Annotated in this window: 26 protein-coding genes; 11 read left to right on the forward strand and 15 right to left on the reverse strand. The window is 74.0% G+C overall.

The window, feature by feature from the left end:
- Positions 1–53: 53 nt before the first annotated feature.
- From JOE68_RS12835 to JOE68_RS12845, 3 genes are read right to left on the reverse strand one after another with little or no spacing between them, the layout of a single operon-like run.
- Entirely contained in the window at positions 54–1,166 is a 1,113-nt protein-coding gene (locus JOE68_RS12835) for an XdhC family protein (protein WP_204842585.1), read from the reverse strand.
- Positions 1,159–2,244 carry a vWA domain-containing protein gene (locus tag JOE68_RS12840; protein WP_204842586.1) on the reverse strand — a complete coding sequence of 362 codons (1,086 nt, stop codon included), beginning with the start codon at positions 2,242–2,244 and terminating at the stop codon, positions 1,159–1,161. Before JOE68_RS12840 ends, JOE68_RS12835 begins: the two co-directional genes overlap by 8 nt.
- Positions 2,241–3,119, reverse strand: coding sequence for an AAA family ATPase (locus JOE68_RS12845; protein WP_204842587.1), 879 nt, complete (start codon positions 3,117–3,119; stop codon positions 2,241–2,243). The genes JOE68_RS12840 and JOE68_RS12845 overlap by 4 nt, the downstream gene beginning before the upstream one ends.
- Before the next feature lie 102 nt (positions 3,120–3,221).
- Between JOE68_RS12845 and JOE68_RS12850 the strand changes: the two genes are divergently transcribed.
- Entirely contained in the window at positions 3,222–3,443 is a 222-nt protein-coding gene (locus JOE68_RS12850) for a PspC domain-containing protein (RefSeq protein ID WP_204842588.1), read from the forward strand.
- Positions 3,444–3,456: 13 nt separating this feature from the next.
- Here the strand turns inward: JOE68_RS12850 and JOE68_RS12855 are convergent, their stop codons facing one another.
- From JOE68_RS12855 to JOE68_RS12875, 5 genes are all read right to left on the reverse strand, one after another.
- Positions 3,457–4,836: a beta-N-acetylhexosaminidase gene (locus JOE68_RS12855; RefSeq protein WP_204842589.1), complete on the reverse strand. Its 1,380-nt coding sequence runs from the start codon at positions 4,834–4,836 to the stop codon at positions 3,457–3,459.
- Positions 4,833–5,666, reverse strand: coding sequence for a carbohydrate ABC transporter permease (locus tag JOE68_RS12860; protein ID WP_204842590.1), 834 nt, complete (start codon positions 5,664–5,666; stop codon positions 4,833–4,835). The genes JOE68_RS12855 and JOE68_RS12860 overlap by 4 nt, the downstream gene beginning before the upstream one ends.
- Complete coding sequence (locus JOE68_RS12865; RefSeq protein ID WP_204842591.1) at positions 5,663–6,553, reverse strand: carbohydrate ABC transporter permease; 891 nt, start codon at positions 6,551–6,553, stop codon at positions 5,663–5,665. The genes JOE68_RS12860 and JOE68_RS12865 overlap by 4 nt, the downstream gene beginning before the upstream one ends.
- Positions 6,550–7,857: an extracellular solute-binding protein gene (locus tag JOE68_RS12870; RefSeq protein WP_204842592.1), complete on the reverse strand. Its 1,308-nt coding sequence runs from the start codon at positions 7,855–7,857 to the stop codon at positions 6,550–6,552. The genes JOE68_RS12865 and JOE68_RS12870 overlap by 4 nt, the downstream gene beginning before the upstream one ends.
- An 89-nt stretch (positions 7,858–7,946) precedes the next feature.
- Positions 7,947–8,600 (reverse strand): copper homeostasis protein CutC, encoded by a 654-nt coding sequence (locus tag JOE68_RS12875; RefSeq protein ID WP_239562227.1) that lies wholly within the window; start codon positions 8,598–8,600, stop codon positions 7,947–7,949.
- Positions 8,601–9,092: 492 nt separating this feature from the next.
- On the opposite strand from JOE68_RS12875, the gene JOE68_RS12880 reads away from it, so the two are divergent.
- The 4 genes from JOE68_RS12880 to JOE68_RS12895 all read left to right on the forward strand — a co-directional run bounded on the left by JOE68_RS12880 (position 9,093) and on the right by JOE68_RS12895 (position 12,119).
- Positions 9,093–9,698, forward strand: a complete 606-nt coding sequence (locus JOE68_RS12880) for an RNA polymerase sigma factor (RefSeq protein ID WP_204842594.1) — start codon at positions 9,093–9,095, stop codon at positions 9,696–9,698.
- Positions 9,695–10,180, forward strand: coding sequence for a carboxypeptidase regulatory-like domain-containing protein (locus JOE68_RS12885; RefSeq protein ID WP_204842595.1), 486 nt, complete (start codon positions 9,695–9,697; stop codon positions 10,178–10,180). The genes JOE68_RS12880 and JOE68_RS12885 overlap by 4 nt, the downstream gene beginning before the upstream one ends.
- Positions 10,181–11,037: 857 nt before the next feature.
- Positions 11,038–11,529 (forward strand): winged helix-turn-helix domain-containing protein, encoded by a 492-nt coding sequence (locus tag JOE68_RS12890; protein ID WP_204840485.1) that lies wholly within the window; start codon positions 11,038–11,040, stop codon positions 11,527–11,529.
- Positions 11,508–12,119, forward strand: a complete 612-nt coding sequence (locus tag JOE68_RS12895; RefSeq protein ID WP_307819415.1) for a transposase — start codon at positions 11,508–11,510, stop codon at positions 12,117–12,119. The genes JOE68_RS12890 and JOE68_RS12895 overlap by 22 nt, the downstream gene beginning before the upstream one ends.
- A gap of 148 nt (positions 12,120–12,267) precedes the next feature.
- Here JOE68_RS12895 and groL read toward each other — a convergent pair whose 3' ends face one another.
- The 4 genes from groL to JOE68_RS12915 form a co-directional block, all read right to left on the reverse strand.
- Positions 12,268–13,890 carry a chaperonin GroEL gene (gene groL / locus JOE68_RS12900; protein ID WP_204842596.1) on the reverse strand — a complete coding sequence of 541 codons (1,623 nt, stop codon included), beginning with the start codon at positions 13,888–13,890 and terminating at the stop codon, positions 12,268–12,270.
- A gap of 219 nt (positions 13,891–14,109) precedes the next feature.
- Positions 14,110–15,402, reverse strand: coding sequence for a serine/threonine-protein kinase (locus JOE68_RS12905; protein ID WP_204842597.1), 1,293 nt, complete (start codon positions 15,400–15,402; stop codon positions 14,110–14,112).
- Positions 15,403–15,693: 291 nt separating this feature from the next.
- On the reverse strand, positions 15,694–15,900 hold the full coding sequence (locus JOE68_RS12910) for a cold-shock protein (RefSeq protein ID WP_033432301.1): 207 nt from the start codon (positions 15,898–15,900) through the stop codon (positions 15,694–15,696).
- Positions 15,901–15,979: 79 nt separating this feature from the next.
- Positions 15,980–16,624: an AIM24 family protein gene (locus tag JOE68_RS12915; protein WP_204842598.1), complete on the reverse strand. Its 645-nt coding sequence runs from the start codon at positions 16,622–16,624 to the stop codon at positions 15,980–15,982.
- Between the two features lie 64 nt (positions 16,625–16,688).
- On the opposite strand from JOE68_RS12915, the gene moeA reads away from it, so the two are divergent.
- From moeA to JOE68_RS12935, 4 genes are all read left to right on the forward strand, one after another.
- Positions 16,689–17,897 (forward strand): molybdopterin molybdotransferase MoeA, encoded by a 1,209-nt coding sequence (gene moeA, locus JOE68_RS12920; RefSeq protein ID WP_204842599.1) that lies wholly within the window; start codon positions 16,689–16,691, stop codon positions 17,895–17,897.
- 1,130 nt (positions 17,898–19,027) lie between these two features.
- Positions 19,028–19,738: a phosphatidylserine decarboxylase gene (locus tag JOE68_RS12925; protein ID WP_204842600.1), complete on the forward strand. Its 711-nt coding sequence runs from the start codon at positions 19,028–19,030 to the stop codon at positions 19,736–19,738.
- A gap of 4 nt (positions 19,739–19,742) precedes the next feature.
- Entirely contained in the window at positions 19,743–20,714 is a 972-nt protein-coding gene (gene pssA, locus JOE68_RS12930; protein ID WP_204842601.1) for a CDP-diacylglycerol--serine O-phosphatidyltransferase, read from the forward strand.
- A 178-nt stretch (positions 20,715–20,892) separates the two neighbouring features.
- Positions 20,893–23,091: an AAA family ATPase gene (locus JOE68_RS12935; RefSeq protein ID WP_204842602.1), complete on the forward strand. Its 2,199-nt coding sequence runs from the start codon at positions 20,893–20,895 to the stop codon at positions 23,089–23,091.
- Between the two features lie 154 nt (positions 23,092–23,245).
- Here JOE68_RS12935 and JOE68_RS12940 read toward each other — a convergent pair whose 3' ends face one another.
- Together JOE68_RS12940 and JOE68_RS12945 are read right to left on the reverse strand one after the other, a co-directional pair.
- Positions 23,246–23,899: a LytR C-terminal domain-containing protein gene (locus tag JOE68_RS12940; RefSeq protein ID WP_204842603.1), complete on the reverse strand. Its 654-nt coding sequence runs from the start codon at positions 23,897–23,899 to the stop codon at positions 23,246–23,248.
- Positions 23,896–24,192, reverse strand: a complete 297-nt coding sequence (locus tag JOE68_RS12945) for a DUF3263 domain-containing protein (protein WP_204842604.1) — start codon at positions 24,190–24,192, stop codon at positions 23,896–23,898. Before JOE68_RS12945 ends, JOE68_RS12940 begins: the two co-directional genes overlap by 4 nt.
- Positions 24,193–24,306: 114 nt before the next feature.
- Between JOE68_RS12945 and JOE68_RS12950 the strand changes: the two genes are divergently transcribed.
- Entirely contained in the window at positions 24,307–24,891 is a 585-nt protein-coding gene (locus tag JOE68_RS12950) for a peptide deformylase (RefSeq protein ID WP_204842605.1), read from the forward strand.
- Between the two features lie 216 nt (positions 24,892–25,107).
- Positions 25,108–25,704 (forward strand): LysE family translocator, encoded by a 597-nt coding sequence (locus JOE68_RS12955; RefSeq protein WP_204842606.1) that lies wholly within the window; start codon positions 25,108–25,110, stop codon positions 25,702–25,704.
- Here JOE68_RS12955 and JOE68_RS12960 read toward each other — a convergent pair.
- Complete coding sequence (locus JOE68_RS12960; protein WP_204842607.1) at positions 25,591–26,343, reverse strand: hypothetical protein; 753 nt, start codon at positions 26,341–26,343, stop codon at positions 25,591–25,593. The genes JOE68_RS12955 and JOE68_RS12960 overlap by 114 nt on opposite strands.
- Between the last annotated feature and the right edge of the window lie 7 nt (positions 26,344–26,350).

Consider the following 26,350-nt stretch of genomic DNA (forward strand, 5'->3'; position numbering starts at 1 on the left):
CTGCTACCGGTGGCCGCGATCGACAACCCCCGGCGCTCCGGCCGGTCCGCGGGTCATCCATCGCGGTGAATGGCCCCGTCCGTCCGGGTGAGGCGCTCACCTCCCCCGCCCCAGCGCAGCGCGATGATCTCGGCGGCGATCGACACGGCGGTCTCCTCGGGCGTGCGCGCGCCCAGGTCCAGGCCGATGGGCGAGGCCAGGCGGGCCAGCTCGTCCCCGGTCAGCCCCGCCTCCCGCAGCCGGCGCACCCGGTCGTCGTGCGTGCGGCGCGACCCCATCGCGCCCACGTAGCCCAGCCCGAGCCGGAGCGCGACCTCCAGCAGCGGCACGTCGAACTTCGGGTCGTGGGTCAGCACGGTGACGACCGTGCGCCCGTCCACCTCCCCCGCGTCGGCCTGCGCCCGGAGGTACCGGTGCGGCCAGTCCACGACCACCTCGGCCGCGTCCGGGAAGCGGCTGCGCGTCGCGAACACCGGCCGCGCGTCGCACACCGTGACCCGGTAGCCCAGGAACGCGCCCAGCCGCGCCACCGCGGCGGCGAAGTCGATCGCGCCGAACACCAGCAGCCGGGGCGGCGGCTCGAACGAGTTGACGAACACGGCCAGGCCCTCGCCGCGGCGCTGCCCGTCCGGGCCGTAGCGCAGCGTCCCGCTCCGGCCGGCGGCCAGCAGGCCGCGCGCGTCGTCGGCGATCGCGTCCCGGGCCCGCGCCGACGGCACGTCGCCCGCGGTCCGGTCCGGCCACACCACCAGCCGCCGGCCCACCCACCGGGTGTGCTCGACGACGGTGGCGACGGCGACCGGCCGGTGCGCGCGGACCTCGGCCAGCACCTCGGGCAGCTGCGGGAACGAGGCCCGGTCGACCGCCTCCACGTAGACGTCGATGATCCCGCCGCAGGTCAGGCCCACCGCGAACGCGTCGTCGTCGGTCACGCCGTAGCGCTGGAGCACCGGCCGGCCCGACGCCACGACCTCGCGCGCCAGCTCGTAGACCGCGCCCTCCACGCAGCCGCCGGAGACCGAGCCCACCACCGCGCCGTCGGCGCCGACCAGCATCGCCGCGCCCGGTGGCCGCGGCGCCGAGCTGAACGTCGCGACGACCGTGCCGACGCCGACCGCCTCGCCGCCCTCGACGCGCCGGGCCAGCTCGTCGAGGACGTCACGCACGGGCGACCTCCCGCAGCAGGTGGCGCAGGGTGTCCAGGCTGTGCCCGGCGAGCAGCCGGTCCAGGTGCGGCGCCGCGGCGGCGATCCCGGACTGCACCGGCTCGTACCCGTCCTTGCCGGCGTGCGGGTTGACCCAGAAGAGCTTGTGCGCCAACCGCTTGAGCCGCGCGAGCTGCTCGCCGAGCAGCACCGGGTCACCCCGCTCCCACCCGTCGGAGAACACCACCACCACGGCGCCGCGGGCCGTGCCGCGCTGCCCCCAGCGGTCCAGGAACGCCCGCAGCGACTCCCCCAGCCGCGTGCCGCCCTCGAAGTCGGGCACCGCCCGCGCGGCGGCGGCCAGCGCCCGCTCCGGGTCGCGGACCCGCAGCTGCCGGGTGACCCGGGTCAGCCGCGTGCCGAGCGTGAACACCTCCACCGGGAGCCGCCGGGCGACGACGTGCGCGAACCGCAGCAGCGCGTCCGCGTAGGGCTTCATCGACCCGGAGACGTCCACCAGCAGCACGACCCGCCGCGCCCGCACGACCCGCCGCCGGTGGAGCGGCCGGACCGGCTCGCCGGAGGACACCATCGCCCGCAACGTCCGCCGGGCGTCCAGCGCGCCCCGGCGGGCGGGCCGCCGCCGCAACCCCCGGCGCACCGGCGGCACGGGCCGCAACGCCGCCAGCAGCTCCCGCAGGTGCTCCCGCTCGCCGGGGGTCAGCGAGGCGATGTCCTTGCGCCGCAGCACTTCCACCTCGGAGGCCGCCACCGCCAACCGCCGCGCGCGCCCCTCGCCCGCCGCGCCACCGCCCAACGGGGCCGCCACCGACCGGCGCACCCCGGCCGCGGGCCGGGGTGCCCGCACGTCGACCCCGCCGAACCAGGCGACGAAGGCGGCGTCGTACCGCGGCAGGTCGTCGACCTCACCGCACAACGCCACCCGCCCGGCCCAGTACACCCCGGAAGCCCCGGAAACCCCCAACACCTCGACCGCGCGCAGGAACGCACCCACCCGCTCCACCCCGCACCCCACACCGGCCCGCCGCAGCACGCGGGCGAACCCCACGAGCCCCACGAGCGACCCGGTGTCGGTCATCCTGCGATTGTGCCCTCGGGGGACCCGGCCAGCACACCGGCGGACAGGGCGCGTCGGGCGTCTTCCCGGTACTTCAGGACCGCGCCGAGCGTGACGGCGGCGGTCTCCGCGTCCAGCTCGGTCCGGCCCAGGGTGAGCAGGGCCTCGGCCCAGTCCACGGTCTCCGCGACGCCGGGCGGCTTGAGCAGGTCCAGCTCGCGCAGCCGCCGCACGGCCGACGCGACCTGCGTCGCCAGCCGCTCGGCGATGCCGGGCAGCCGCCGGCGCAGGATGGCCACCTCGCGGGACAGGTCGGGGTGGTCCAGCCAGTGGTAGAGGCAGCGGCGCTTCAGGGCGTCGTGGACCTCGCGGGTGCGGTTGGAGGTGAGCACGACCAGCGGCGGCGTGGTGGCGCGCACCTCGCCCAGCTCGGGGACGGTCACCGCGTTCTCGCCCAGGACCTCCAGCAGGAACGCCTCGAACTCGTCGTCGGCCCGGTCCACCTCGTCGACCAGCAGCACGCAGGGCGCTTCCTCCAGCGCGCGCAGCAGCGGCCGGGCGAGCAGGAAGCGGCGGGTGTAGAGGGAGGCTTCCGCCAGGTCCGGGTCGACCGGCCCGGCGGCCTCCAGCGCGCGCAGGTGCAGCAGCTGGCGCGGGAAGTCCCAGTCGTACAGGGCCTGCGTCGCGTCGATGCCCTCGTGGCACTGCAACCGGATCAGCGGCAGCTCCAGCGCGCGGGCGAGCGCCAGGGCCAGGGCCGTCTTCCCGGTGCCCGGCTCGCCCTCGCAGAACAGCGGCCGGTGCATCCGCCAGGCCAGGAACGCGGCCGTGGCGACGCCCGCGTCGGGCAGGTAGCCGACGCGGTCCAGCGCCGTGGCCAGGTCCTCGGGCGTCACGCCCCGAACATAGCGCGGCGGGGACGTCGGGGACGGACCCCGAGAGGGGTTTCAGGGTCCGTCCCCGATGTGCCGCACGGCCGCGACCAGCACCATCGAGTCATGACGAACGACGTGCTCGGCCAGGCCACCGACAAGGTCAAGAAGCTCCGCCGCAGCCGGGACGACCGGATGGTCGCCGGTGTGTGCGGCGGCGTCGCCCGGCTCCTGGGCGTGGACGCCGCGCTGCTGCGCATCCTGCTGGTCGCCGCGACCCTGGTCGGGTTCGGCGCCGGCGCGGTGCTCTACCTCGCGGCGTGGTTCCTCGTGCCCGAGGAGGGCTGAGCGCGGGGGTCGCTCACCGGGGGAAGCCGGGCACGCCGGGGAGCTGCTGCCAGGGCAGGGGACCGGACAGGGGCCGGTACTCGACGCCCAGGGCGGCCAGCCTCGGCAGGTGGTGCTCGACCAGCCGGGTCCGGAACTCCGCGACGTCCCGGGGCCCGGCGGGGCTCCAGACCACTTCGGCGAAGGCGCTCAGCCGGGGGAAGGCGGCGTAGTCCAGCCGCCGCGGCGAGTCGAGGTGCTCGGTCCACAGGTTCGCCTGCGCGCCGAGCACCCGCCCGGCCGCCGCCGGCTCGTAGGAGTAGACGTCCTCCCAGGTCAGCACGGTCCCGACCGGGATGGGCTCGGCCGGGTCGCCGGACTGGCGGTAGTCCAGGTAGACGTGCGCCTCGGGGCACATGACCACGTCGTGCCCGCGGTCCAGCGCCGCCAGCCCGGCCTCCTCGCCGCGCCACGACGCGATGACCGTGGACTCCGGCAGCGGTCCCACGCCCAGCACCTCGTCCCAGCCGTACGGCCGCCGGCCGCGCTGCACCAGGTGCTGCGCGAGCCGCCGCACGACCCGGCCGTCGCCGGCCTCCGCCTCGTCGCCGCCGAGCCCGACGACCTCCGACGGGAAGACGTCGAGCAGTTCGTCGAACACGTCCCGGTAGAAGTCCACGGTGGACTCGTCGGACTTGAGCACGTTCGGGTTGACGCCCCAGTCGGTCCACACGCCACCGCCGGACACGCCCAGTTCCGGGTACGCCGCGATGGCCGCCTGGCTGTGCCCCGGCACGTCGATCTCCGGCACCACCGTGATGTGCCGCCGCGCCGCGTAGGCCACGACCTCGCGCAGGTCGTCCTGCGTGTAGTAGCCGCCGTGCGGTCGCCCGGTCTGCCCGCCGCTGCGCCGGTCGCCGTGGCGCGACGACGGGCGCCACCCGCCGACCTCGTGCAGCTTCGGGTGCTTGCGGCACTCGAACCGCCAGCCCTGGTCGTCGGTCAGGTGCAGGTGCAGGACGTTCAGCTTGTGCACGGCCAGCAGGTCGACGTAGCGCAGCAGGTCGTGCTTGGGCAGGAAGTGCCGCGCCACGTCGAGCATCACGCCGCGCCACGCGAACCGCGGCGCGTCCTCCACGACGCACACCGGCAGCCTGACCGGTCCACTGCGGATGGGCGCGGCGCGGAAGGAGTCCGGGCCCGCCAGCTGCTTCACCGTCTGCCGGGCGTGGGAGCAGCCCGCGTCGTCGGCCGCCACCACCCGCACGACCGGCCCGCCGGGCTCGTCCGGCGGACCGATCACCAGGCGGTAGGACCCCGCGGGCCCCTCCCCCGTGACCCGCTCGTCCACCGCGCCGTCCCACTCGACTTCCCCGTCACCGCGGGTGAAGGACACCGGCCTGGGAAGAATCACGATTTCACCGCTCCCGCCAGTCCTGCGACCAGACGTCGCTGCACCAGGATGAAGAACACCAGCACCGGGATCGTCATCAGCGTCGACCCCGCCATGATCGCGCCCCAGTCGTTCTGGTCCGGTTTGACGAACACCTGCAGCGCCAGCGGCAGCGTCTGGTTCTCCGCCGCCGAGATGATGAAGGTCTTGGCGAACAGGAAGTCGTTCCACGCGTGGATGAACGACAGCACGCTGGTCGCCACCAGCCCGGGCGCCACCAGCGGGAACAGCACCTGCCACAGGAACCGGAACCGGGACGCGCCGTCGAGGGTCGCGGCCTCCTCCAGCTCCACCGGCACGGCCGCGACGAACCCGCGCAGCATCCAGATCGCGAACGGCAGGCTGAACGCCAGGTGCACCAGCACCAGCGAGCCCAGGTGGTTCAGGCCGAACACCGGCACCACGTCCCGCACCGACTTCATCATGAAGAACAGCGGGATCGTCAGCGCCTCCACCGGCACCATCTGCACCACCAGCAGCATGACCAGCAGCGTCGTCCGGCTGCGGAACCGGAAGCGGGTCAGCGCCGTGGCCGCGAGGAACGAGATCAGCAGGCTCAGCAGCACCACCGCGACGGCCACCACGAGGCTGTTGACCAGGTAGCGGCCGAAGCTCTGCACGGTCAGCGCGCGCACGAAGCTGTCGAACGTCGGCGCCAGCGTCCACGGCCGGGGCTCGGCGGAGATGACCTCGGACTCCGGCTTCAGCGCCGTGAGCACCATCCAGTACAGCGGGAACGCCACCACGCCGGCGATCAGCACGGTGACGACCTCGGCGATGCGCCGCTTCACAGCACCTCCCCCGACTTCTTCAGCGCCCGCAGGTACCCGAGCGTGACCAGCAGCAGCAACGCGGTCGTGACCACGCCGATGCTCGCGCCCAGCCCGTACTCCGACGCGGCGAACGCCTGCTGGTAGGCGTAGACGTTGAGCACGAGGTTGCGCCCGGCGATGCCGCCGCCGTTGGTCATGATGTAGACCTGGGTGAACACCTTGAAGTCCCAGATGATCGACTGGATGGTCACGACGATCAGCAGCGGGCGCAGCAGCGGCAGCATCACCGACCGCGCGGTGCGCAGCGCCGACGCGCCGTCCAGCGCGGCGGCCTCCAGCACCTCGCCCGGGATCGCCTTGATGCCCGCGTACAGCGTCACCATGACGAACGGGAACGAGCACCAGATCACCTGGCCCGCCACCAGCCCGAACGCCAGCCACCGGTCGTAGGTCCAGGAGAACCCGGTGGTGCCCAGCAGCTCGTTGACGAACCCGAAGTTCGCGTCGAACAGGAACAGCCAGATCGTCGACCCGGCGACGGCCGGCGTGGCCCACGCGCCGAGCGCGGCCAGGAACAGCACCGTCCGCGCCCAGGTGCGGACCCTGGTGGCCAGCACGGCGAGCGCCGCGCCGACCACCAGGGTCCCGATCACGCACACCGCCGCGAACCCGACCGTCTGCCCGAGCACCGACCAGAACTTGGCGTCGGACAGCAGGGTCGCGTAGTTCCCCAGGCCGAGGAAGTCCAGCGCGGCGCCGCCGCTGACCTGCTCCTGGCCGTAGTCGAACAGCGAGATCAGCACGAGCTGGTAGATCGGGTAGCCCATCAGCCCGATCAGCACCAGCAGCGCCGGGGCGAGGTAGGCGAACGCGATCCGCCCGTCGCCCCTGGTGGAACGCATCATGAACTGAACGCCGCGTTCATCGCGTCGGCCGCCTTCTTGGCCGCGGCGTCCAGGTCGTTGCCCGCCGCCGCGACCTCCTGCAGCAGGTTGGGCAGCACGGCCTGGGCGTCGATCTTGGCCCAGTTCGGCGTCACCGGCACGAACCTGGTGCCGGCTTCGAGCGTCTTGATGAACGGCTCCACGGCCGGGTTCGCCTTGGCCACGTCCGCCTGCACGTCGCCGAAGGTCGGCATGTTGCCCATGGCGTCGAACATCTTGCGCTGGTACTGCTTGCCGCCCAGCAGCTGGACGAACTGGTTGGCCAGCGTCTTGCGCTCCGAGCCCTTCATGACGCCGAGCAGGTTGCCGCCCGCGAACGCCGGCGCGATCGAGCCCTCGGTCTTGCCCGGCAGCGGCACGACGGCGTACTTGCCCGCCACGCTGGACGCGTCGACCGACTTGCGGTTGAAGTCGCCGCCGACGACCATCGCCGCCTTGCCCGCGCGGAACGCCTCGACGCTCGCGTCGCCGCCGTTGCCGGCGCACTGGGCGGGCGGGCAGATGTCGTCGGCGATCAGCTCGGTGTACTGGCGCAGGCCGGTCTTGGCCTCGGCGCTGTCGATGGCCGCGACGAACTTGTCGCCCTCCTTGCGCGCGATGTCGCCGCCGTTGGCCCACACGAACGGCATCGCGGCGTAGGTGTACTTGCCGCCGGCCGAGATGCCGAGCAGGTCGGGCTTGGCCGCGCGGATCTGCCTGGCCAGCGGCGCGATCTCCGCCAGCTCCGCCGGCGGCTTCAGGCCCAGCTCGGAGAACACGTCCGTGCGGTAGTACAGGGCGCGGATGCCCACGTACCACGGCACGCCGTAGACCTTGCCGTCCACCTTGCCGGTGTCCAGCACCGTCGGCAGCAGGTCCTTCGCCTCGTCCCACGACCCCAGGTCCAGCTCGGCGAAGCCGCCGCCCGCCACGTAGCCCGCGAGGTCGGTGTTGCCGAACTCGGCGACGTCCGGCGCGCTCTTCGGGTCGCTGAACGCCGCCTTGAACCGCTCGGCGCGCGACTGCACCTGGATGTACTGCACGTCCACCGTCACGCCCTGGTGGGCGTTCTGGAACTCGGTCACCGCCTCCTTCACGACGGCCTCCTTGGGCCCCCGGTTGACCTCGTCGAACAGCCAGACGCGGAGCTGACCGGTCTCCTGGTCGGTTCCGGTCGCCGCCGGACCGGACTGGACCGGGGCGCACCCGGAAAGCCCGGCCGCGGCGAGCACTGCGACGGCGAGCCCCGCCGCCGCCGTGGCCACCCTCTTGGCTACCAGCACCATCCGAACCCCCTCCAGTACGTGTTGCGTTATGTGCAACGGCTATTTCATGGGAAGCAACGGGGATGCTAGTGTCCGAATCGGCAAGCGGTCTAGACCAGATCCGCCCAGGTCCGGACGGCGTCGGCGGAGAGCGGCGCGTCCCACCCGCCGGGTCGCACCGCGCTCCCGACGTGGAAGCCGGCCGCCCCGACCGCCTTCAGCGGGGCCACCTGCCCGGCCTGGAGGCCACCGCCGACCAGCAGCGCCACCTCGTCCTGCCGGGCGGCCAGCCGCTCCAGGACGGCGAACCCGTCCGCGACGCCGCGCGGCGAGCCGGCCGCGAGCACCGCGTCGCAGCCCAGCGCGGCCACCGCGCCCCACGCCGCCTCGGGGTCGGCGGAGTGGTCCAGCGCCCGGTGGAAGGTCCAGCGGCAGCCGTCCAGCTCGGCGAGCACGGCCCGGCAGGCGTCCTCGTCCACCCGGCCGTCGGGGCGCAGGAAGCCGAGCACGAACTCCGTCGCGCCCGCCTCGCGCAGGGCCGCCGCCTCCCGGCGCAGCCCGTCGACCGAGCCGGGCGCGAAGCCCGGCGCGTCGCGCAGCATGACCCGCACCGGCAGGTCGGTGGCGGCCAGCACGCTGCGCACCAGCGCGGGGGACGGCGACAGGCCGTCGGCGGCCATGTCGGTGACGAGTTCGAGCCGGTGCGCTCCACCGGCCTGGGCGGCGACGGCGTCGGCCGCGTCGAGAGCGATGACCTCAAGCATGGTCTGGACCATAACGGCCCGAGCGCGCCGCCGGGCGCGGCCCGCCCCCGGGCCGCGCGGTCGGGGGGCGGGCCGAGCGGCATCACCCGGGCGGGGGAGGTTCGGCCGGGCGCACACTGTGGAAGCGCCGCGGGCGGTGCCGTTGAGCTGGGGCGATGCCGGCTTTTCTCGCCGACCGTGAACTGTTAACGACGGGCTGTGTATCCACCGTAGAACTACTCACTCCTTATCCATGACCGGACCTCGACCCACCAGGAGGCACCTCGTGAGAGCCGACCCGGGCGCTCCGACACCCGCCGGGGGTCGTCGCCCCACCGACCACTAGGGGGAGGGGGCGGCTCCCGGTCGGCTTCGAGGGGTGTCGACCGGTGGTCGCCAGTGGTGAGTGGCGGTCCGCGGTGCGAGGGGGGCATCGCGGACCGCCGCCGCGGTTTGGCGGCGGGTGTGTGACGATCAGCTGCGGCTGGGGGATGTCGAGGAGGAGGTGACGACGTGGGAGATCTGCGCACGGCCGGTGAGCGCCCACCGTGGGAGGGCCTGGACGGGACGGATCGGCACGCGGCCTGCGTCGTCGCCGCCCGCAACGGCGACCGCAGGGCGCTGGACGTGCTGGTGGCGGATCTGACGCCCCTGGTGTGGCACGTGGCGAGGGGGAACGGGCTGGACCGCAGCACCGCGGAGGACGTGGTGCAGACGGTCTGGCTCGCGCTGCTGCGCCACCTGGACCGGTTGAACGAACCCCGGGCGCTGGCGGGGTGGCTCGTCGTGGCGACGCGCCGCGAGGCCCAGCGCACCTGGACGCCGGCACGTCGGGAAGCGGCGCTGTCCGACGAGCTGGCGGAGCAGCTGGAGAGCGAGTACGGGTTGCCCGAGGACGCCGCCCTGGTCGACGACCGGGACCACCGGTTGTGGCGGGCCTTCGGCCGCCTGTCGCAGAAGTGCCAGGAACTCCTGCGGCTCACCGTGCTGGCCGGGCGGGCGGAGTACCGCGCGGTCGCCGAAGCACTGTCCATGCCGCGCGGCAGCATCGGCCCGACCAGGGGCCGGTGCCTGACGACGCTGCGCACACATCTCGACGCGGAAGGAGGATCGCGGTGAACGACATCGACCCGCGCGATGACCGCAGAGGCCAAGAGGACACCGCTGTCCTCACCGAGCTCAACCGGTTGGTGCACGAACTCGACGCACCGCCGGCGGGCCTGGTCGAACGGATCCAGTTCGCGGTGGCCCTGGAAGACCTCGACGTGGAGGTCGCGCGCTGGGAACGGGCGGGCTCGTTCGCCGGCGTGCGCGGCGGCAACCCCGGCACCATCACGTTCACGGTGGACAACCTGACCCTCATGGTCAACTTCACACCCAGCGGGGCGCGGCACCGCATCGACGGCTGGCTGGTGCCCGCGGGCGAGCACACCGTCGAGGTGCGGGTGGCCGAGCACGAGTCGAGCACCACCAAGGCCGACGACGGCGGCCGGTTCGTGCTGGCGGACGTGCCCACGGGCACGACGCAGATCGTGGTGCACCTGGTGGACTCGCGCGGAGAACGCGGTCGCACAGTGGTGACACCGACGATCATGCTGTAGGCGCGCGCCGACGCCTCGGCAGGCGTTTCGGCAGGCGTTCGGCAGGCGTCTCGGCCGGTGCACGACGGCGTTGAGAACACAGCGCCGACAGCACGGCGCCCAGGACATCGCACCGACGACACAGCACCGACGACACAGCGCCCGACCGCGCTGATCCCGGCTCATCCGCATCGCAGGCAGTCCGCCCTCTGCCGCAGCACGACCCCGGCCTCGTGCCCGCCCCGTCCCGGTCACTCCGCAGGACCGGACGGGGAGCGCACGGGGCGTCGTGCTGTTCGGCTCGGGATGAGCGGTGACCCACTCGTAGGCGAGCTTGCGGCGCAATGCACAACTCCAGCACATGAGCCGCGCTCCGCGCGGCGGCGCTTCAGCGCAGCCGTGTGCCTCGTGTTCTCCCCGTACGGCCTGGGCGCAGCCCAATCATCTTTGTCGGGGGGTGTCAAGCACGCTCTTCGCTTGACACCCCCCGACAAAGATGATTGCCTCCGGCAGGCCGTACGGGGAGAACACGACGCACTTCCCTCCTCCTTGGGGGCCTCCCGGCCGCTCTTCATACTTGTGTCGCGCACCGATCCAGGAAATATTTGGTGCGGTACCGCCCGAGGCTGAAGAGCTTTAAAGAGTCCTCGCCGGACAGGCAGGCCGCCAAGGAGAATGAAAAGAAACAGCGGTCGTGTTCTCCCCGCATGGCCTGTCAAAGACAACCATGCTTTCTTGGGGGGTGCAAGCGAAAAGCGTGCTTGCACCCCCCAGAAAAGCATGGTAGCCCTCCGGGCAGGCCATACTGATCTTCAATTGTTGGGGTCTGTGGTGGCTTGTGTCGGTGGGTGGGGCTGTCCCGGGGGTACCCGTGGGGTATGCGCTATCCCGATGGTGGTGGCCTGACCGGACGGGAACGGGCCCGACGTGAGGCGGTGCGGATGCAGGCCGCCGACTGGTTCGAGCGTGGTGTGGGCGCCTGCGAGGTCGCTCGTGGTCTGCGGGTGTCGACCAAGTCCGCCTATGCCTGGCGGCGTTTGTGGCGTGCCGGGGGCCGGCAGGCCCTGCGCTCCAGGGGGCCGGGCGGGCCGGACTGCCGTCTGGACCGGGCCCGGCTCGACCGGCTGGTCCAGGCCCTGGAGCAGGGGCCGGCCGCCCACGGGTACACCGAGGATCGACGCTGGACCCTGGCCAGGGTCGCGGAGCTGGTCGCGCGGTTGTTCGCGGTGCGCTACACCCCGGCCGGGATGTCGCTGGTGCTGCACCGCATCGGTTACAGCCCCCAGGTGCCGGCCCGGCGGGCCGACCGCCGTGACGAGGCCGCGGTCACCGCCTGGCGGCGGGAGTCGTGGGCGCGGGGAAAACCCTAGCCGCGGACCTGGGCGCCTGGTTGTGCTTCGAGGACGAGACCGGCTGCAACACCCGCCCGCACAAGGCCCGCACCTGGGCAAGGCGCGGCCACACCCCGGTCCTGCCCTACTGGGCCGGTTCCCAGGGTCGGATCTCGGTGGCCGGCCTGCTCTGCGTCAAACCCGGCGAACGCACCCGGCTGCTGCACCGGGTGCTCGTGCACCACCGCCGCCGCAGCCCGCCGGCCCCGCGCAGCTTCCTCGAGCGGCACTACCTCGCGCTGCTGGACGACGCCCACCGTCGCCTGGGCGGCCCGATCGTGCTGATCTGGGACAACCTCGACCGGCACATCAGCGCCCGGATACGGCCCGCCCTCGCCGCCCGGGACTGGCTGCACGTGATCCGACTACCCGCCTACGCCCCGGAACTCAACCCGGTGGAAGGGGTGTGGTCACACCTCAAACGCGGTCTGGCCAACCTCGCCCCCGTCGGTCTGAACGACCTGGTCCCGATCGTGCGCCGCCGACTCCGCCTCATCCGGAACCGGCCCGACCTGCTCGACGGATTCCTCGCCCACACCGGCCTGACCCTCACCCCCGAACCAACCTGACCCCAACAATTGAAGATCAGTACGGGGAGAACACGAGGCCACCGGACTGCACGGGGCGTGCAGGGAGCCTGAAGAGCAAAAGTGGTAAGTGCCCTGAAAAACCGGAAGGCCCGGTCCTGGTGGACCGGGCCTCGCGGAGTGGTGCGACTCAGAAGTCCATGCCACCGGCGTCCGGGACGGCAGGCGCGGCGCCGGCCTTCTCGGGCTTGTCGGCCACGACGGCCTCGGTGGTCAGGAACAGGGCCGCGATCGACGCGGCGTTCTGGAGCGCCGACCGGGTCACCTTGGTCGGGTCCGGCACGCCGGCGGCGAGCAGGTCCTCGTAGACACCGGTCGCGGCGTTGAGGCCGTGGCCGACGGGCAGGCCCTTGACCTTCTCCACCACGACGCCGCCCTCGAGGCCGGCGTTGACGGCGATCTGCTTCAGGGGGGCCTCGACGGCGACCTTGACGATGTTGGCGCCGGTCGCCTCGTCGCCCTCCAGCTTCAGGCCCGCGAAGGCGGCCTCGGCGGCCTGGAGCAGGGCCACGCCGCCACCGGCGACGATGCCCTCTTCCACGGCGGCCTTGGCGTTGCGCACCGCGTCCTCGATGCGGTGCTTGCGCTCCTTCAGCTCGACCTCGGTGGCCGCGCCGGCCTTGATGACCGCGACGCCGCCGGCGAGCTTGGCCAGGCGCTCCTGGAGCTTCTCGCGGTCGTAGTCGGAGTCGGACTTCTCGATCTCGGCCCGGATCTGGTTGACGCGGCCCTGGATCTGCTCCGCGTCGCCCGCGCCCTCGACGACCGTGGTCTCGTCCTTGGTGACGACGATCTTGCGCGCCTTGCCCAGCAGCGACAGGTCGGCGTTCTCCAGCTTGAGGCCGACGTCCTCGGTGATGACCTGGCCACCGGTCAGGATCGCGATGTCCTGCAGGATCGCCTTGCGGCGGTCGCCGAAGCCGGGGGCCTTGACCGCGACGGACTTGAAGGTGCCGCGGATCTTGTTGACCACCAGGGTCGCCAGGGCCTCGCCCTCGACGTCCTCGGAGATGATCAGCAGCGGCTTGCCGCCCTGCATGACCTTCTCCAGCAGCGGGAGCAGGTCCTTGACCGAGGAGATCTTGGAGCCGTAGAGCAGGATGTACGGGTCCTCCAGGACCGTCTCCTGGCGCTCCGGGTCGGTCACGAAGTAAGCCGAGATGTAGCCCTTGTCGAAGCGCATACCCTCGGTCAGCTCCAGCTCGAGGCCGAGCGCGTTGCTCTCCTCGACGGTGATGACGCCTTCCTTGCCGACCTTGTCCATGGCCTCGGCGATCAGCTCGCCGATGGTCGAGTCGCCCGCGGAGATGGACGCCGTGGCGGCGATCTGCTCCTTGGTCTCGACCTCCTTGGCGGTCTTGAGCAGCTGCTCGGTCACGGCCTCGACGGCCTTCTCGATGCCGCGCTTGAGGCCCAGCGGGTTCGCGCCGGCGGCCACGTTGCGCAGGCCCTCGCGGACCAGGGCCTGGGCGAGCACGGTGGCGGTCGTCGTGCCGTCACCGGCGACGTCGTCGGTCTTCTTCGCCACTTCCTTGACGAGCTCGGCCCCGATCTTCTCCCACGGGTCCTCGAGCTCGATCTCCTTGGCGATGGAGACGCCGTCGTTGGTGATGGTCGGCGCGCCCCACTTCTTCTCGAGCACGACGTTGCGGCCCTTGGGGCCGAGCGTCACCTTGACGGCATCCGCGAGGGTGTTCATGCCGCGCTCAAGACCACGGCGGGCGTCCTCGTCGAACGCGATCATCTTGGCCATTGCGGTGTGTTCCTCCGCCTGTGAACGACTTATGGGGCCACTGCGGACGCGGTCCGCAGCGGAACACGGTGCTTGGCCAGGCTCGGTGCCCGCGACGGACGACCTGCCCCGACGAACCGGGGCCTGCCTCACCGTCCCAGCCTGCGTGCTGGCACTCAGGGGGTCCGAGTGCCAGGTCCGTGTTTAGCACTCAACCCGGGCGAGTGCAAGAACCGCAGGTCAGCGTGGCGTCTTCACGGGCACACTGTTGGGTAGCGGCCGGTTGCTCCCGGTGCCGTCGCCGACGTCGATGGACTGGTTCGTGCCGGTGAGCGCCGGCACGCGGGGCTCCTCGGACTTGGGCATGAGGATGATCACCAGGACGACGACGGCGATGATCGCCACCACGCCGACGACGACCGGCGCGACCCACGCGGGCCGGGACCTGGCGGTCGTGGTGAACGCGGACGCGCTGCCGACCTGGGTCGGCGGGCGCAGCCGCACCGGCTCGGCCAGGAAGCCGGGCTGCTGGGTGAACCCGCCCGACGGCGTCCCGGCCGGCGGCTGCCCCTGCGCGGGCTGCTGGTAGCGCTGCTGCTGCGGCTGCGCGGGTTGCTGCTGCTGCGCCTGCTGCGGGCCGGGCACGGGCGTCGGCCCGGACACCGGGGCGTCGGTCCGGCGCGGCGGCGTGGTCACGGTGGCCGCGCCGCCCAGCGCGGCGCGGGCGGCCGAGATCAGCTCCTGGCACGTCCCGTACCGCTGGTTGGGGTCCTTGGCGGTGCCCTTGCGCAGCACGTCGTCGATGCCCGGCGGCAGCGCCACCAGCGAGGTCAGGGCGGGCACCTCGGCGCCCAGGTGGCCCTGGATGACGTCCTGCACGCCGCCCTGGAACGGCGGGCGGCCGGACAGGCACGCGAACACCATGCAGGCCAGCGCGTACTGGTCGGTGCGGCCGTCCAGCGGCTCGCCGCGCAGGTGCTCGGGCGCGGCGTAGGTGGGCGAGCCGAGGAAGTCCCCGGTCCGGGTGCGGTGGCCGGTCGCGCCGCGCCGGGTCAGGCCGAAGTCCGCGAGGTAGACGTGCTCGCGGGCCGCCTCCTTGGTGGTGACCAGCACGTTCGCCGGCTTCACGTCCAGGTGCACGAGGCCCTTGCCGTGCAGCATGTCCAGCGCCTCGGCGACCTGGCCGAGCAGCGTGAGGGTGCGCGCGGGCGAGATCGGGCCGTCCTTGATGTGGCTGGCCAGGTCCTGCCCGTCGACCAGCCGCATGGCGATGTAGAGCAGGCCGTCGACCTCGTCGAAGTCGTACAGCGGCACGATGTTCGCGTGGTCGATCGCCGAGGTGTTGCGCGCCTCGTCGACGAACCGCTCGCGGAACTCGGCGTCCGCGGTGAGGTGCTCGCCGATGACCTTCAGCGCCACCTTGCGGCCGAGCCTGACGTCCGTGGCCCGGTAGGTCACGCTCATGCCACCGCGGCCGAGCACCCCGTCGATCCGGTAGTGGCCCAGCCGTCGCCCGCTCAGGTCCTCCGACACGCGGGTCAGCCTAACGTCCGGGTGAACCGGCGTGCGCCGGGTTCCGGGTAAGACCACCCGGGCCGGGACCGCCCGGCGCGGGGCCGATCGGCCGCGAGCCGTTCGGGGCACGCCCGCCCGCGGACCGGGCGGCGCGGGGGTCGCGGGCCGGGCGGGACCGGCCTCACCGGCCCGGCCGCGCCGGTGCGCGCAGGTTCGGCCCGCTCCGGGCCCCGCTGCCCCGGGCCGGGCGCGGGGCGGGGCCCGACGGGTGGGGCGGCCCGACCCGCCGCGCGGCGGGCCGGGCGGGTGTCACGACGCCTTCCGGACGTCCGATGCCTGGCTGCGGCCGTCGCGGCCGGCCTGGATCTCGAACTCCACGCGGTCGCCCTCGGCCAGCGTGCGGAAGCCCTCCATCTGGATCGCCGAGTAGTGCACGAAGACATCGGGCCCGCCGTCGGCGGCGATGAAGCCGTACCCCTTCTCCGAGTTGAACCACTTGACCGTGCCGACAGCCAAGACGTCCTCCTTTGAGAAATACCTGAGCAAACCGCCACGCTAGAGGCACGAGGGGGTTCGCCGATACCTCCTTATGGAGTCATGCGCGCACGCTGAATCCGTTGTCGCGCAACCAACTGACGAGACCCCGCGGGCTGCGGGTCCGGGTCAGCACGAGGCCGGGGCCCGCGAAGTCGAGGACCAGGCCGTCGCCATTGCGCACGGATTGGGGCGTATCGGGGGAAACGGCGCGCAACCGGCACTGGAGGGTGTCGGCGAATCCGACGACGTGACCGCTGTGCAGGGTGACCAGCTCACCCGCGTCCAGGGTCACGACGTCCAGGGTGCCGTAGCAGGCCAGCACGACCGAGCCGGCGCCGTAGACGTAGGTGAGGAACCCGCTGTCGCCGCCGTGCAGCGCCCGCAGCGGCGGCGCGGACGGGTCCATGGCGACCGAGCCGGACGCGGCGAGCCAGCCGTTGCGGGCGACGCACCAGCCGGTCTTGCCGTCCAGCTCCAGCACGTGCAGGTCGCCGGGCAGCGGCGGGGCGACGTCCACCCAGCCGCCCTCCGGGCCCGCCGTGCACAGCGCGGCCTTGACGCCGGGCGCCTTGCCCCTGGTGTCGTGGCTGACGCCGTAGCTGGTCGCGAACAGCGAGGAGCGTTCGACGAGGACCGGTTCGGCGGGCGCGAGGACCAGCCTGGCCACTCCGAAGGTCGGCGTGTGTCGCGTGCGGACCTGCACCGGACGTTCCCCTCCCGCGGTTGCTCGGCGGCCGGTCGGGGCAGTCTCGCACGAGGGCGGCAGGATGGTGCCCGTGTCGAACTCCTTGACCCGGGTGGCGGACCACCGGGAGCGGGTCGCCGGCCTGCTCGGGCCGATGCCGGCGGGCCCGCTGCCGATCGCGGACTGCCTCGGCCTGGCGCTGGCCGAGGACCTGGTCGCGCCGGTGGCGCTGCCGCCGTTCGACAACTCGGCGATGGACGGCTACGCCGTGCGGGCGGCGGACGTGGCGGCGACCCCGGTGGTGCTGCCGGTGACCGACGACATCCCGGCGGGGCGCACGGCGCTGACGCCGCTGGGCCCGGGCACCGCGCAGCGCATCATGACCGGCGCTCCGCTGCCCGCCGGCGCGGACGCCGTCGTGCAGGTCGAGTGGACCGACGGCGGCACCGGGTCGGTGCGGGTGGACCGGGGCGTCGCGGAGGGCGCGAACGTGCGGCGCGCCGCGGACGACGTGGCCGCGGGCACGACCGTGCTGCGCGCGGGCACGCCGCTGGGGCCCGCGCAGCTGGGGCTGGCGGCGGCGCTGGGGTTCGGCGCGCTGCCGGTGCGCAGGCGGCCGAGGGTGCTCGTGCTGTCGACCGGTTCGGAGCTGGTCGCGCCGGGCGTGCCGCTGGAGCCGGGGCAGATCTACGAGTCGAACGGCGTGATGCTGGCGGCGGCCGTGCGCGAGGCCGGTGGCGAGGCGGAGCTGCTGCGGTTCGTGCCGGACGACGTGGCGGTCTTCCACGAGGCCGTGGGGGCGCGGCTGGCGGGTTTCGACCTGCTGCTGACCTCGGGCGGGGTGAGCGCGGGCGCGTACGAGGTGGTCAAGGACGCGTTCACCGGGCGGGGCGTGGAGTTCACCAAGGTCGCCATGCAGCCCGGGGGTCCGCAGGGCGCCGGGCGGTACCTCGGCGTGGCGGTGGCGACGCTGCCGGGGAACCCGGTGAGCGCGCAGGTGTCGTTCGAGGTGTTCATCCGACCGGCGCTGCGCGCTTCGATGGGCCTGCCGGACGCGGAGCGGCCGGTCGTGCGGGCCCGGCTGAGCGCTCCCCTGACGTCCCCGGCGGGCCGCACCCAGTTCCGGCGCGGGAAGTACGACCCGGTGTCGGGGCGGGTGGTGACGCCGGTCGGCGGGCCCGGGTCGCACCTGCTGTCGGCGCTGGCCTTGAGCGACTGCCTGATCGAGGTGCCCGAGGACGTCACGGAGCTGGCGGCGGGGGCGGACGTGGCCGTGCGACTGCTGCGCTGAGGCTCCCGGCGGGGCTCCCGGCGGGGCTCCCGGCGGGGCTTTTGGTGGGGCTTTTGGTGGGCTTCCGGCGGGGCCGGGGTCGTGGCGGGAACGCGGGACGGCCGGCTCCGAGTCAAGCCGCGCTCGGCGCGGCCCTGACGCACGGGCCGCGCCCCGCGCGGCGGCGCTTCAGCTCTCGCCTCAAGCCGCGCCCCGCGCGGCGGCGCTGTTCAGCGCAGCCGTGTGCCTCGTGTTCTCCCCGTACGGCCTGGGCGCAGCCCGATCATGTTTTCCGGGGGGCGTCAAGCACGCTCTTCGCTTGACGCCCCCCGGAAAACATGATTGCCTCCGGCAGGCCGTGCGGGGAGAACACGACGCACTTCCCTTCTCCTTGGGGGCCTCTCGGCCGCTCTTCATACTTGGGTCGCGCACCGATCCAGGAAATATTTGGTGCTGTACCGCCCGAGGCTGAAGGGATTAAAAGAGTCCTCGCCGGACAGGCAGGCCGCCAAGGAGAATGAAAAGAAACAGCGGTCGTGTTCCCCCCGCATGACCTGTCAAAGACAACCATGCTTTCTTGGGGGGTGCAAGCGAAAAGCGTGCTTGCACCCCCCAAGAAAGCATGGTAGCCCTCCGGGCAGGCCATACGGGGAGAACACGAGAGCACCGGACTGCACGGGGCGTGCTGAGAGCCGAAAGCAAAAGTTGGGCGGGGCTGGAGGTGGTCGGCTGGGGGACGGTGTGACTGGGGGTCGGTTCGGTTTTTGCGCGAGTGTCGTTGGGGTGCGACTGTGCGGGGCTCTCCTCGGCTCCGCAAACCGCGTCGGCCGGGTCGAGCGGGTCTTCGACGGGGGCTCGTGAACCGTGTCGGCCGGTGCCGCCGAGAGCGCGGCCCGCGTCGAGCGACCCGGTCCGAGCCCGGGGCCATCACTGGGGAGATCGACCGAACCGAATCGTTCGAGTACAGTGAGTCATCCGGCCTTCACTCAATGCCATTGATTACGCCATGTGACCCGGATTACACTCTCGGCACGCCCGCCCGGTGGGCGCGTGCGTTCGTCGGGGGACGCACGGGCACACCGGGCGGGATCCGGCGTACCGCCGGCGTAGCGTGGGGCCGGCCGGAAGCACTGCCCCGACACGGAAGAGCCATGAGCGTCGATCGCGACAAGCACAGCGGTGCCGTATCCCACCTCCTCGACCTCGCGCGGGGGATCGTCCCCCCGATGCACCCCGCCGGCCGCCCGTTCGTGGCGGTCGCGGCGGTCGTCGCCCTCCTGCTGCGCCGGTTCTCGCGGCGCGCCGGTGTGGCCGGCGGCCTGCTGACCGCGTGGGTGGCCTGGTTCTTCCGGGAACCCGCGCGCACCACCCCGGTCCGCCCCAACATCGCCGTGGCGCCCGCCGACGGCACCGTCTCGCACGTGGTAGAAGCCGTGCCGCCGGCCGAACTCGGCCTCGGCGACGTGCCGATGACCCGCGTCAGCGTCTTCCTGTCGGTGTTCGACGTGCACGTCCAGCGCGTGCCGGTGTCCGGCGAGGTCCGCCGCGTGGCCTACCGGCCGGGCAAGTTCCTGTCCGCCGACCTGGACAAGGCCAGCGACGACAACGAGCGCAACGCGGTGCTGCTGACTTCCACCGAGGGCCACGACATCGTCGTGGTGCAGATCGCCGGCCTGGTGGCGCGGCGGATCGTGTGCGACGCGGCCGAGGGCGACCGGCTCACCGTCGGCCGGACCTACGGCCTGATCCGGTTCGGCTCGCGGGTCGACCTGTACGTGCCGCGGGGCAGCCGGGTGCTGGTCGAGCCGGGCCAGCGCACCATCGGCGCGGAGACCGTGCTCGCCGAACTGCCGGAGCTCTGATCCGATGGCGCCCAGCGGCCCGGGCGTCCGGCTGCTGCCCAACGCGATCACGGTCCTGGCGATGTGCGCCGGGCTGTCGACCGTGTACTTCGCCATCAACGGCTTCTACGGCGCCGCCATCGCGTCCCTCGCGGTGGCGGCGGTGTTCGACGGGCTGGACGGCCGCATCGCGCGGCTGCTCGACGCCACCAGCAAGATGGGCGCGGAGCTGGACTCGCTGGCCGACGCGGTGTCGTTCGGCGTCGCGCCGGCCCTGGTCGTCTACGTGTGGAAGTTCGAGCCCCACCGCGAGGGCTGGGTGGTGGCGCTGATCTTCGCGGTCTGCATGGTGCTGCGGCTGGCCCGGTTCAACACGCTGCTGGAGACCGAGCAGCCGCCGTTCGCCAAGGAGTTCTTCGTCGGGGTGCCCGCCCCGGCCGGCGGCATGCTGCTGCTGCTGCCGCTGATCCTGGACGAGCAGGTGGGCCGCCCCGGCTGGTGGTCGCAGCCGTGGGTGGTGGCCCTCTGGACGGTGGCCATCGCGCTGCTGCTGGTCAGCCGCATCCCGACGCTGTCGGTGAAGACGATCAAGGTCCAGCCGCGGGCCGTCGCGCCGCTGCTGGTGCTGGTCGGGCTGCTGGCGGCGGCCGTGATCACGTTCCCGCTGGCGGCGCTGGGCGCGGCGATGCTGCTCTACCTGGCCCACCTGCCGTACTCGGTGCGCCGGTACCGCTGGCTGGCCAGGCACCCGGAGGCGTGGTCGGTGCCGGCCGCCGACCGCCGGGCCATCAAGCGCGCGCACGGCGTGGCCGCGCGGAGGCTGGGCCTGCGGAGGCCCTTGGGCGGCCGGGTGGCGGGCGCGGCGATGCGCGCCGTGCGCCGGCCGCGCCGCGCCGTGGACCCGACGCAGGTGGCCGCCGAGGCGGCCGGGCAGCCGAGGCCGGACAAGCGCCGCGGCTGGCGGCAGATCGGGCTGCGCCGGCACCACCGGCCCTGACGCCGCGGCGTCAGGCGGGGCGTCCGGCGGGGCGTCCGGGCCGGCCGCCGGTTACCCCGGCGTCCGGCTCCGGCGGAGCGGTCGGGCGGGCCGGTGACGCCGCGCCCACCCGCCCGGACGTCGGAGGACGGGCCCGGTGGGCCGGTCCGGGCCGGGGCGGTGGCCTAGGCTCGCCGGTGTGATCACGCTGACCGCCCGCCTCTCCCCCTCCGCCCTCGACACCCGGCGCGGGGTCGTCCGGCTGCACCCCGAGGTGCTGGACGCGCTGGGGCTGCGCGCGTGGGACGCGGTGCGGCTGACCGGCGCGCGGGTCAGCTCCGCGCTGGCCGCCGCCGGCGACGGCGCGCCCGGCGTGGTCTTCGTGGATGACGTGACGCTGTCCAACATCGGCGTCACCGAGGGGGCGGAGGTCGTGGTCGCCCCGGTCGAGGTGTCGGGCGCGCGGTCGGTCACCGTCGCCGGCTCCCGGCTGGCCAGCACGTCGCTGACACCCGAGACGCTGCGCATGGCGCTGACCGGCAAGGTGCTCACCGTCGGCGACGCGGTGTCCCTGCTCCCGCAGGACCTCGCGCCGCCGCCGGGCGCGGACGTCAGCGCCACGCGCCGGAAGCTGTCCAACGCCATCGGCATGACGTGGACCAACGAGCTGCTGACCGTCACCCACGTGGAACCCGCCGGCGGTCCGGTCGCGGTGCAGCCGTCCACGGTCGTCGGCTGGCGGGACGGCGCGCGCACCGGTGACGCCGCGCCCGCTGCGCCGCCGGCGACCGGGGCCGCCGACGCGCCCGCCGCGGTCGACGCGCCGGAGCCCGAGCCGGTCCCGATCGCCGACCTGGTCGGCCGCAAGGAGGCGGCCCGCCGCCTCGGCGAGTGGCTCGACCTGACCTTCAGCCACCCCGAGCTGCTGACCCGCCTCGGCGCGGCGCCCCGGCTGGCCGCGCTGGTCAGCGGGCCCGAGGGGGTCGGCAAGGCGACGCTGGTGCGGGCCGTCGCGCACAGCGTCGGCGCGCGGGTCGTCGAACTCGCCGCGCCGAGCGTCGCGGTGCTGGAGGCCAACGCGGCGGCCCGGCGGCTGGCCGACGCCATCGCCTCCGCCGCGTCGCCCGCCGTGCTGCTGCTGACCGACGTGGAGGCGCTGCTGCCGGCGAGCGACCCGCCGCCGGTCGCCACGGTGGTGCTGGACGCGTTGCGCGCGGCGGCGCGGCAGGCGGGTTTCGCGCTCGTCGTGACCAGCGCGCACCCGGAGGCGATCGACCCCCGGCTGCGCGTGCCCGAGCTGGTGGACCGGGAGCTGGTGCTGCCGCTGCCCGACGGCGCGGCGCGGACCGACCTGCTGCGCGTGCTGCTGCGGGACGTGCCGCTGGAGCCGGACGTCGACCTGGGCGCGGTCGCCGACCGGACGCCGGGGTTCGTCGCGGCCGACCTGGTGGCGCTGCGCCGCGAGGCGGCCGTGCGGTCGGCGCTGCGCCAGCGCGACGCCACCGAGCCGCGCGTGGCGCAGCAGGACCTGCTGGGCGCGCTGGACACGGTCCGGCCGATCTCGATGTCGACCTCGGACACCCTGCGCACCGGCGGGCTGACGCTGGCCGACGTGGGCGACATGGTCGAGGTGAAGCAGGCGCTCACCGAGGCCGCGCTGTGGCCGCTGCAGTACCCGGACTCGTTCGCCCGGCTCGGCGTGGCCCCGCCGCGCGGCCTGCTGCTGTACGGCCCGCCGGGGTGCGGCAAGACGTTCCTGGTGCGGGCGCTGGCGGGCACCGGGCGGCTGAACGTGCTGTCGGTCAAGGGCGCGGAGCTGATGGACAAGTTCGTCGGCGAGTCCGAGCGCGCGGTGCGCGAGCTGTTCCGGCGGGCCGCCGAGGCGTCACCCGCGCTGGTCTTCCTCGACGAGGTGGACGCGCTCGCGCCCCGCCGCGGCCAGTCCGCCGACTCGGGCGTGGCCGACCGCGTGGTGGCGGCGCTGCTGACCGAGCTGGACGGCGTCGAGCCGCTGCGGGACGTGGTCGTGCTGGGCGCGACCAACCGGCCGGAGCTGATCGACCCGGCGCTGCTGCGGCCGGGCCGCCTGGAGCGCCTGGTCTACGTGCCGCCGCCGGACACCGAGGCGCGGGCGGAGATCCTGCGGGCCTCGTCGCGCAACACGCCGCTGGCGGCGGACGTGGACCTGGCGGCGCTGGCCGAGGAGCTGGAGGGGTACTCGGCGGCGGACTGCGCGGCGCTGGTCCGCGAGGCGGCGCTGACCGCGATGCGGGAGTCGCTGGCGGCGGCCGAGGTGACGAAGGCCCACCTGGCGGCGGCGCGCTCGGCGGTGCGGCCCTCGCTGGACCCGGCGCAGCTGGCCGCCCTGGCGGCCTACGCGGAGTCCCGCGGCGGCTGAGCGCCCCGCGCCCGGCCGGGCGCGCCGTACCGGCCGGGCCCCCGCTGATCGGGCTCTCCCGGCCGGGCTCCTCCCGGCCGGCCCCTTCGGACCGGCCCGGAGCCGCGCGCTGCCCGCTCCCCGCGAACCCCGCCCGAACGGCGGTCGCGGGCGGTCAGACCTTGCCGTGCCGGCTCTGGTAGGAGTCGGTCACGATCACGATGATGCCCGCGTGTGCCTGTTCGATGCCGTCGAAGCGGGGCTTGACCTCCACCCCGAGCGCCTCGCCGAGCTGCCGCGCGGACGCCTCCTCGTCGGTGCCCGGCCGGTAGTAGACCGTGGTCGTCGGGATCAGGCCCTGCGAGTAGTTGGCGACGTCGGCGACCTCCCAGCCGGCGCGGCGGACGTCCTCCGCCGCGGTGGCCGCCAACCCGCCGATGGTGCCGTTGTTGTAGACCCGCACCGGGGGCTTGCCCTGGCCCTGCACCGGCGGCGGGGGGACCGCGGTGGTGCCGGCCGCCGGGGTGGTGGTGGCGCCGGGCGCGGTCGTGCCGCCGGGTGCGGTCGTGGCCGGCGGTGGCGTCGTCTGCTCGGGGCCCGGGGTCGGGCTCTGCCCGGCGTCCGAGGTGGGGCCCGGCGACTCGGACGGCGTCCCGGCCGCCTGGCTGGACGACGGCGCGTCGGTGGGCTGCGCGCCCGCCTCGCCGTCGTCGCCGCCGGTGAACAGGCTGACCACGCCGACGACGAGGGCGACGGCCGCCACCGCGATCAGCGCGAGGCCGGCGGCGCGGGCGGGGTGCGCGGGGCCGGTCGACTCGGGGTTGCTCATCGGCCCTCGACACCGAGCTGCTTGGCCGCCCTGGCCCTCGCCCTGCCCGAACGCGACCGCCTCAGCCGCTTGACCAGCATCGGATCCGCCGCCAAAGCCTCTTCCTTCTCCAGCAACGCGTTGAGCAATTGGTAGTACCTGGTGGGCGAGAGGTCGAACAGCTCCCGGATCGCCCGCTCCTTGGCGCCCGCGTACTTCCACCACTGGCGTTCGAAGGCCAGGATCTCGCGCTCCCGGTCGTCCAAACCGTCGGCCGGCTCCTCCGCCGGCGCCAGTGCCTCTGCGGCGTCCACTCTGGCTCCTCAGCCGTGTGCCTCGTGCGTGGGTGCCATTACACCACGTGATCTTGGTCCGGGTGGGTTCATCGGTCGGCGCGTCACCGCCGGCTCGTGGATAGGCTTGGGGTCATGGCAGTTCACCCCATCGTCATCGCCGGCGAGCCCGTGCTCCACCACCCGACCCGCCCGGTCGAGGTGTACGACGAAGCCCTGCGCACGCTGATCGACGACATGTTCGAGACCATGGCGGCGGCGCGCGGGGTCGGCCTCGCGGCCAACCAGATCGGCGTCGACCTGCGGGTGTTCGTCTACGACTGCCCCGACGACGAGGGCAACCGGTTCCGCGGGGTGGTGGCGAACCCCGTGCTGGAGACCTCGGAGATCCCGCTCGGGATGCCCGACCCGGACGACGACTTCGAGGGCTGCCTGTCCGCGCCCGGCGAGTCCTACCCGACGGGCCGCGCCTCCTGGGCGAAGGTGACCGGCTTCGACGGCGACGGCAAGCCGGTCGAGGTCGAGGGCACGGGCTTCTTCGCGCGCTGCCTCCAGCACGAGACCGACCACCTCGACGGGGTCATCTACCTGGACCGGCTGGTGGGGCGGCACAAGCGCGCGTCGAAGAAGATGCTGCGGGCCCACGGCTGGGGCGTGCCCGGCCTGACCTGGGACCCGGCGAACTCGGCCGACCCGTTCGCCGACCCGGACGACGAGTAGCAGGCCGCGGGCGCGCCGCCGGGCCGCACCCGCCCCGGCGGCGCGCGGGCAGGACGGCGCGCCCGCGGCCGGTGCCGCCCCGCGGCCGGTGCTGCCCGGCGGCCGGTGCCGCCCCGCAGCGGGTGCCGCCCCGCAGCGGGCACTGCCCGGGGCGAGCGCCGCCCGGCGGCGGGCGGACGGGCGAAAACCGCTGGACGCGCCGGTCACGATGGGCTCGTGTGGAGCAGCCTCGCCGCTCTCGTCGCGGCGTCCTTCCTGATCGCGCTGTCGCCCGGACCCGGCACGGCGCTGGTCCTGCGGCAGTCGATCCGGGGCCGTCGCGGCGCGCTGGCCACGGTGTTCGGCATGGAGGTCGGGGTCGCCGCGTGGGCGGTGTCGGCCGCCCTCGGGCTGTCGGTGCTGCTCACCGCGTCCGAGGTGGCCTACCACGTGCTGCGCGTCGCGGGCGCGCTGTTCCTCGTCCACCTGGGGGTGCGGGCGTTCCGGTCGGCCGGGGCGCCGCTGCCCGGAGCGCCCCCGGCGGGCCGGGCGTTCCGCGCGGGCCTGCTGGTGAACCTGGCCAACCCGAAGCTCGGCGTGTTCGCGGTCTCGTTCCTGCCGCAGTTCCTGCCCGCGGGCGCCGGCCGGGGCGCCCTGCTGCTGTTCGCGCTGGTCTGGGTGGCCGTCGACGCGCTGTGGTACCTGGCCGTGGTGGGCGTCCTAGACCGGGTCCGCGGCCGGCTGTCCCGGTCGGGGGTGCGCCGGGCGCTGGAGCGCGTGTCCGGCGGCGTCCTGGTCGCGCTGGGCCTCCGGCTGGTGCTCGACCCGGGCTGAGCGCCGCCACGGCAGCTCGGGGAAGCCGGCCAGCTCGACGTGCGAGGTGCAGCCGGCCAGGTCGGCGTAGCCGCCCGCGATGACGTGGGCGCGGATGCGCCGCACCTGGCCCACCGTGGGCAGCTCCCCGACCAGCAGGAACGGCAGCAGCAGCCGCCACGCGCGCACGACGGCGGGCCGCCGCCGGTGGGGTGCGCGCAGCACCGCCCGCGCGACCCGCAGGGCGTGCTCGCCGGCCGTCATGGCGGTCGGGTAGCCGGCGTGGTCCCACGACCACCGCAGCCCGTCGGCCATCGCGCAGCGCAGGCAGTCGTCCGGCCCCGCGCCCAGCTCGGCGCCGCACTGGGAGCACGAGACGAGCGTCATGGCCCAGTCGGTGCAGGTCCACGGGTGCCTGCCGACCTCGTCGGCGAGGACCAGCTCGGCCAGCTCGCGCTCGCCCGCGCCGCCCTCGGCGAGCTTCTCGGCGGCCAGCAGCTCCTGCCAGTCCAGCAGCCAGTACTGGTCGACCAGCTCGGCGCAGAAGCGGCAGCCGGGGTAGCCGCGGCCCGCCAGGTCGCCGCACGACGGGCACGGCGAGACCGCCGCGGGGCGGGCCACGCGGCGGGCGCCGGGCGGGAAGGGCTGGTGATCAGCCACGCGGAGA

The sequence above is a fragment of the Saccharothrix algeriensis genome (assembly GCF_016907655.1).
In the GTDB taxonomy this organism is placed as follows: Bacteria; Actinomycetota; Actinomycetes; order Mycobacteriales; family Pseudonocardiaceae; genus Actinosynnema; species Actinosynnema algeriense.

Coding starts and splice junctions, on each gene's coding strand:
- pssA (WP_204842601.1), top strand. CDS start 19,743: ATGGCGCCCAGCGGCCCGGGCGTCCGGCTGCTGCCCAACGCGATCACG.
- moeA (WP_204842599.1), top strand. CDS start 16,689: ATGGTGCCCGTGTCGAACTCCTTGACCCGGGTGGCGGACCACCGGGAG.
- JOE68_RS12950 (WP_204842605.1), top strand. CDS start 24,307: ATGGCAGTTCACCCCATCGTCATCGCCGGCGAGCCCGTGCTCCACCAC.
- JOE68_RS12870 (WP_204842592.1), bottom strand. CDS start 7,857: ATGGTGCTGGTAGCCAAGAGGGTGGCCACGGCGGCGGCGGGGCTCGCC.
- JOE68_RS12925 (WP_204842600.1), top strand. CDS start 19,028: ATGAGCGTCGATCGCGACAAGCACAGCGGTGCCGTATCCCACCTCCTC.
- JOE68_RS12840 (WP_204842586.1), bottom strand. CDS start 2,244: ATGACCGACACCGGGTCGCTCGTGGGGCTCGTGGGGTTCGCCCGCGTG.
- JOE68_RS12850 (WP_204842588.1), top strand. CDS start 3,222: ATGACGAACGACGTGCTCGGCCAGGCCACCGACAAGGTCAAGAAGCTC.
- groL (WP_204842596.1), bottom strand. CDS start 13,890: ATGGCCAAGATGATCGCGTTCGACGAGGACGCCCGCCGTGGTCTTGAG.
- JOE68_RS12890 (WP_204840485.1), top strand. CDS start 11,038: ATGCGCTATCCCGATGGTGGTGGCCTGACCGGACGGGAACGGGCCCGA.
- JOE68_RS12865 (WP_204842591.1), bottom strand. CDS start 6,553: ATGATGCGTTCCACCAGGGGCGACGGGCGGATCGCGTTCGCCTACCTC.
- JOE68_RS12940 (WP_204842603.1), bottom strand. CDS start 23,899: ATGAGCAACCCCGAGTCGACCGGCCCCGCGCACCCCGCCCGCGCCGCC.
- JOE68_RS12875 (WP_239562227.1), bottom strand. CDS start 8,600: ATGCTTGAGGTCATCGCTCTCGACGCGGCCGACGCCGTCGCCGCCCAG.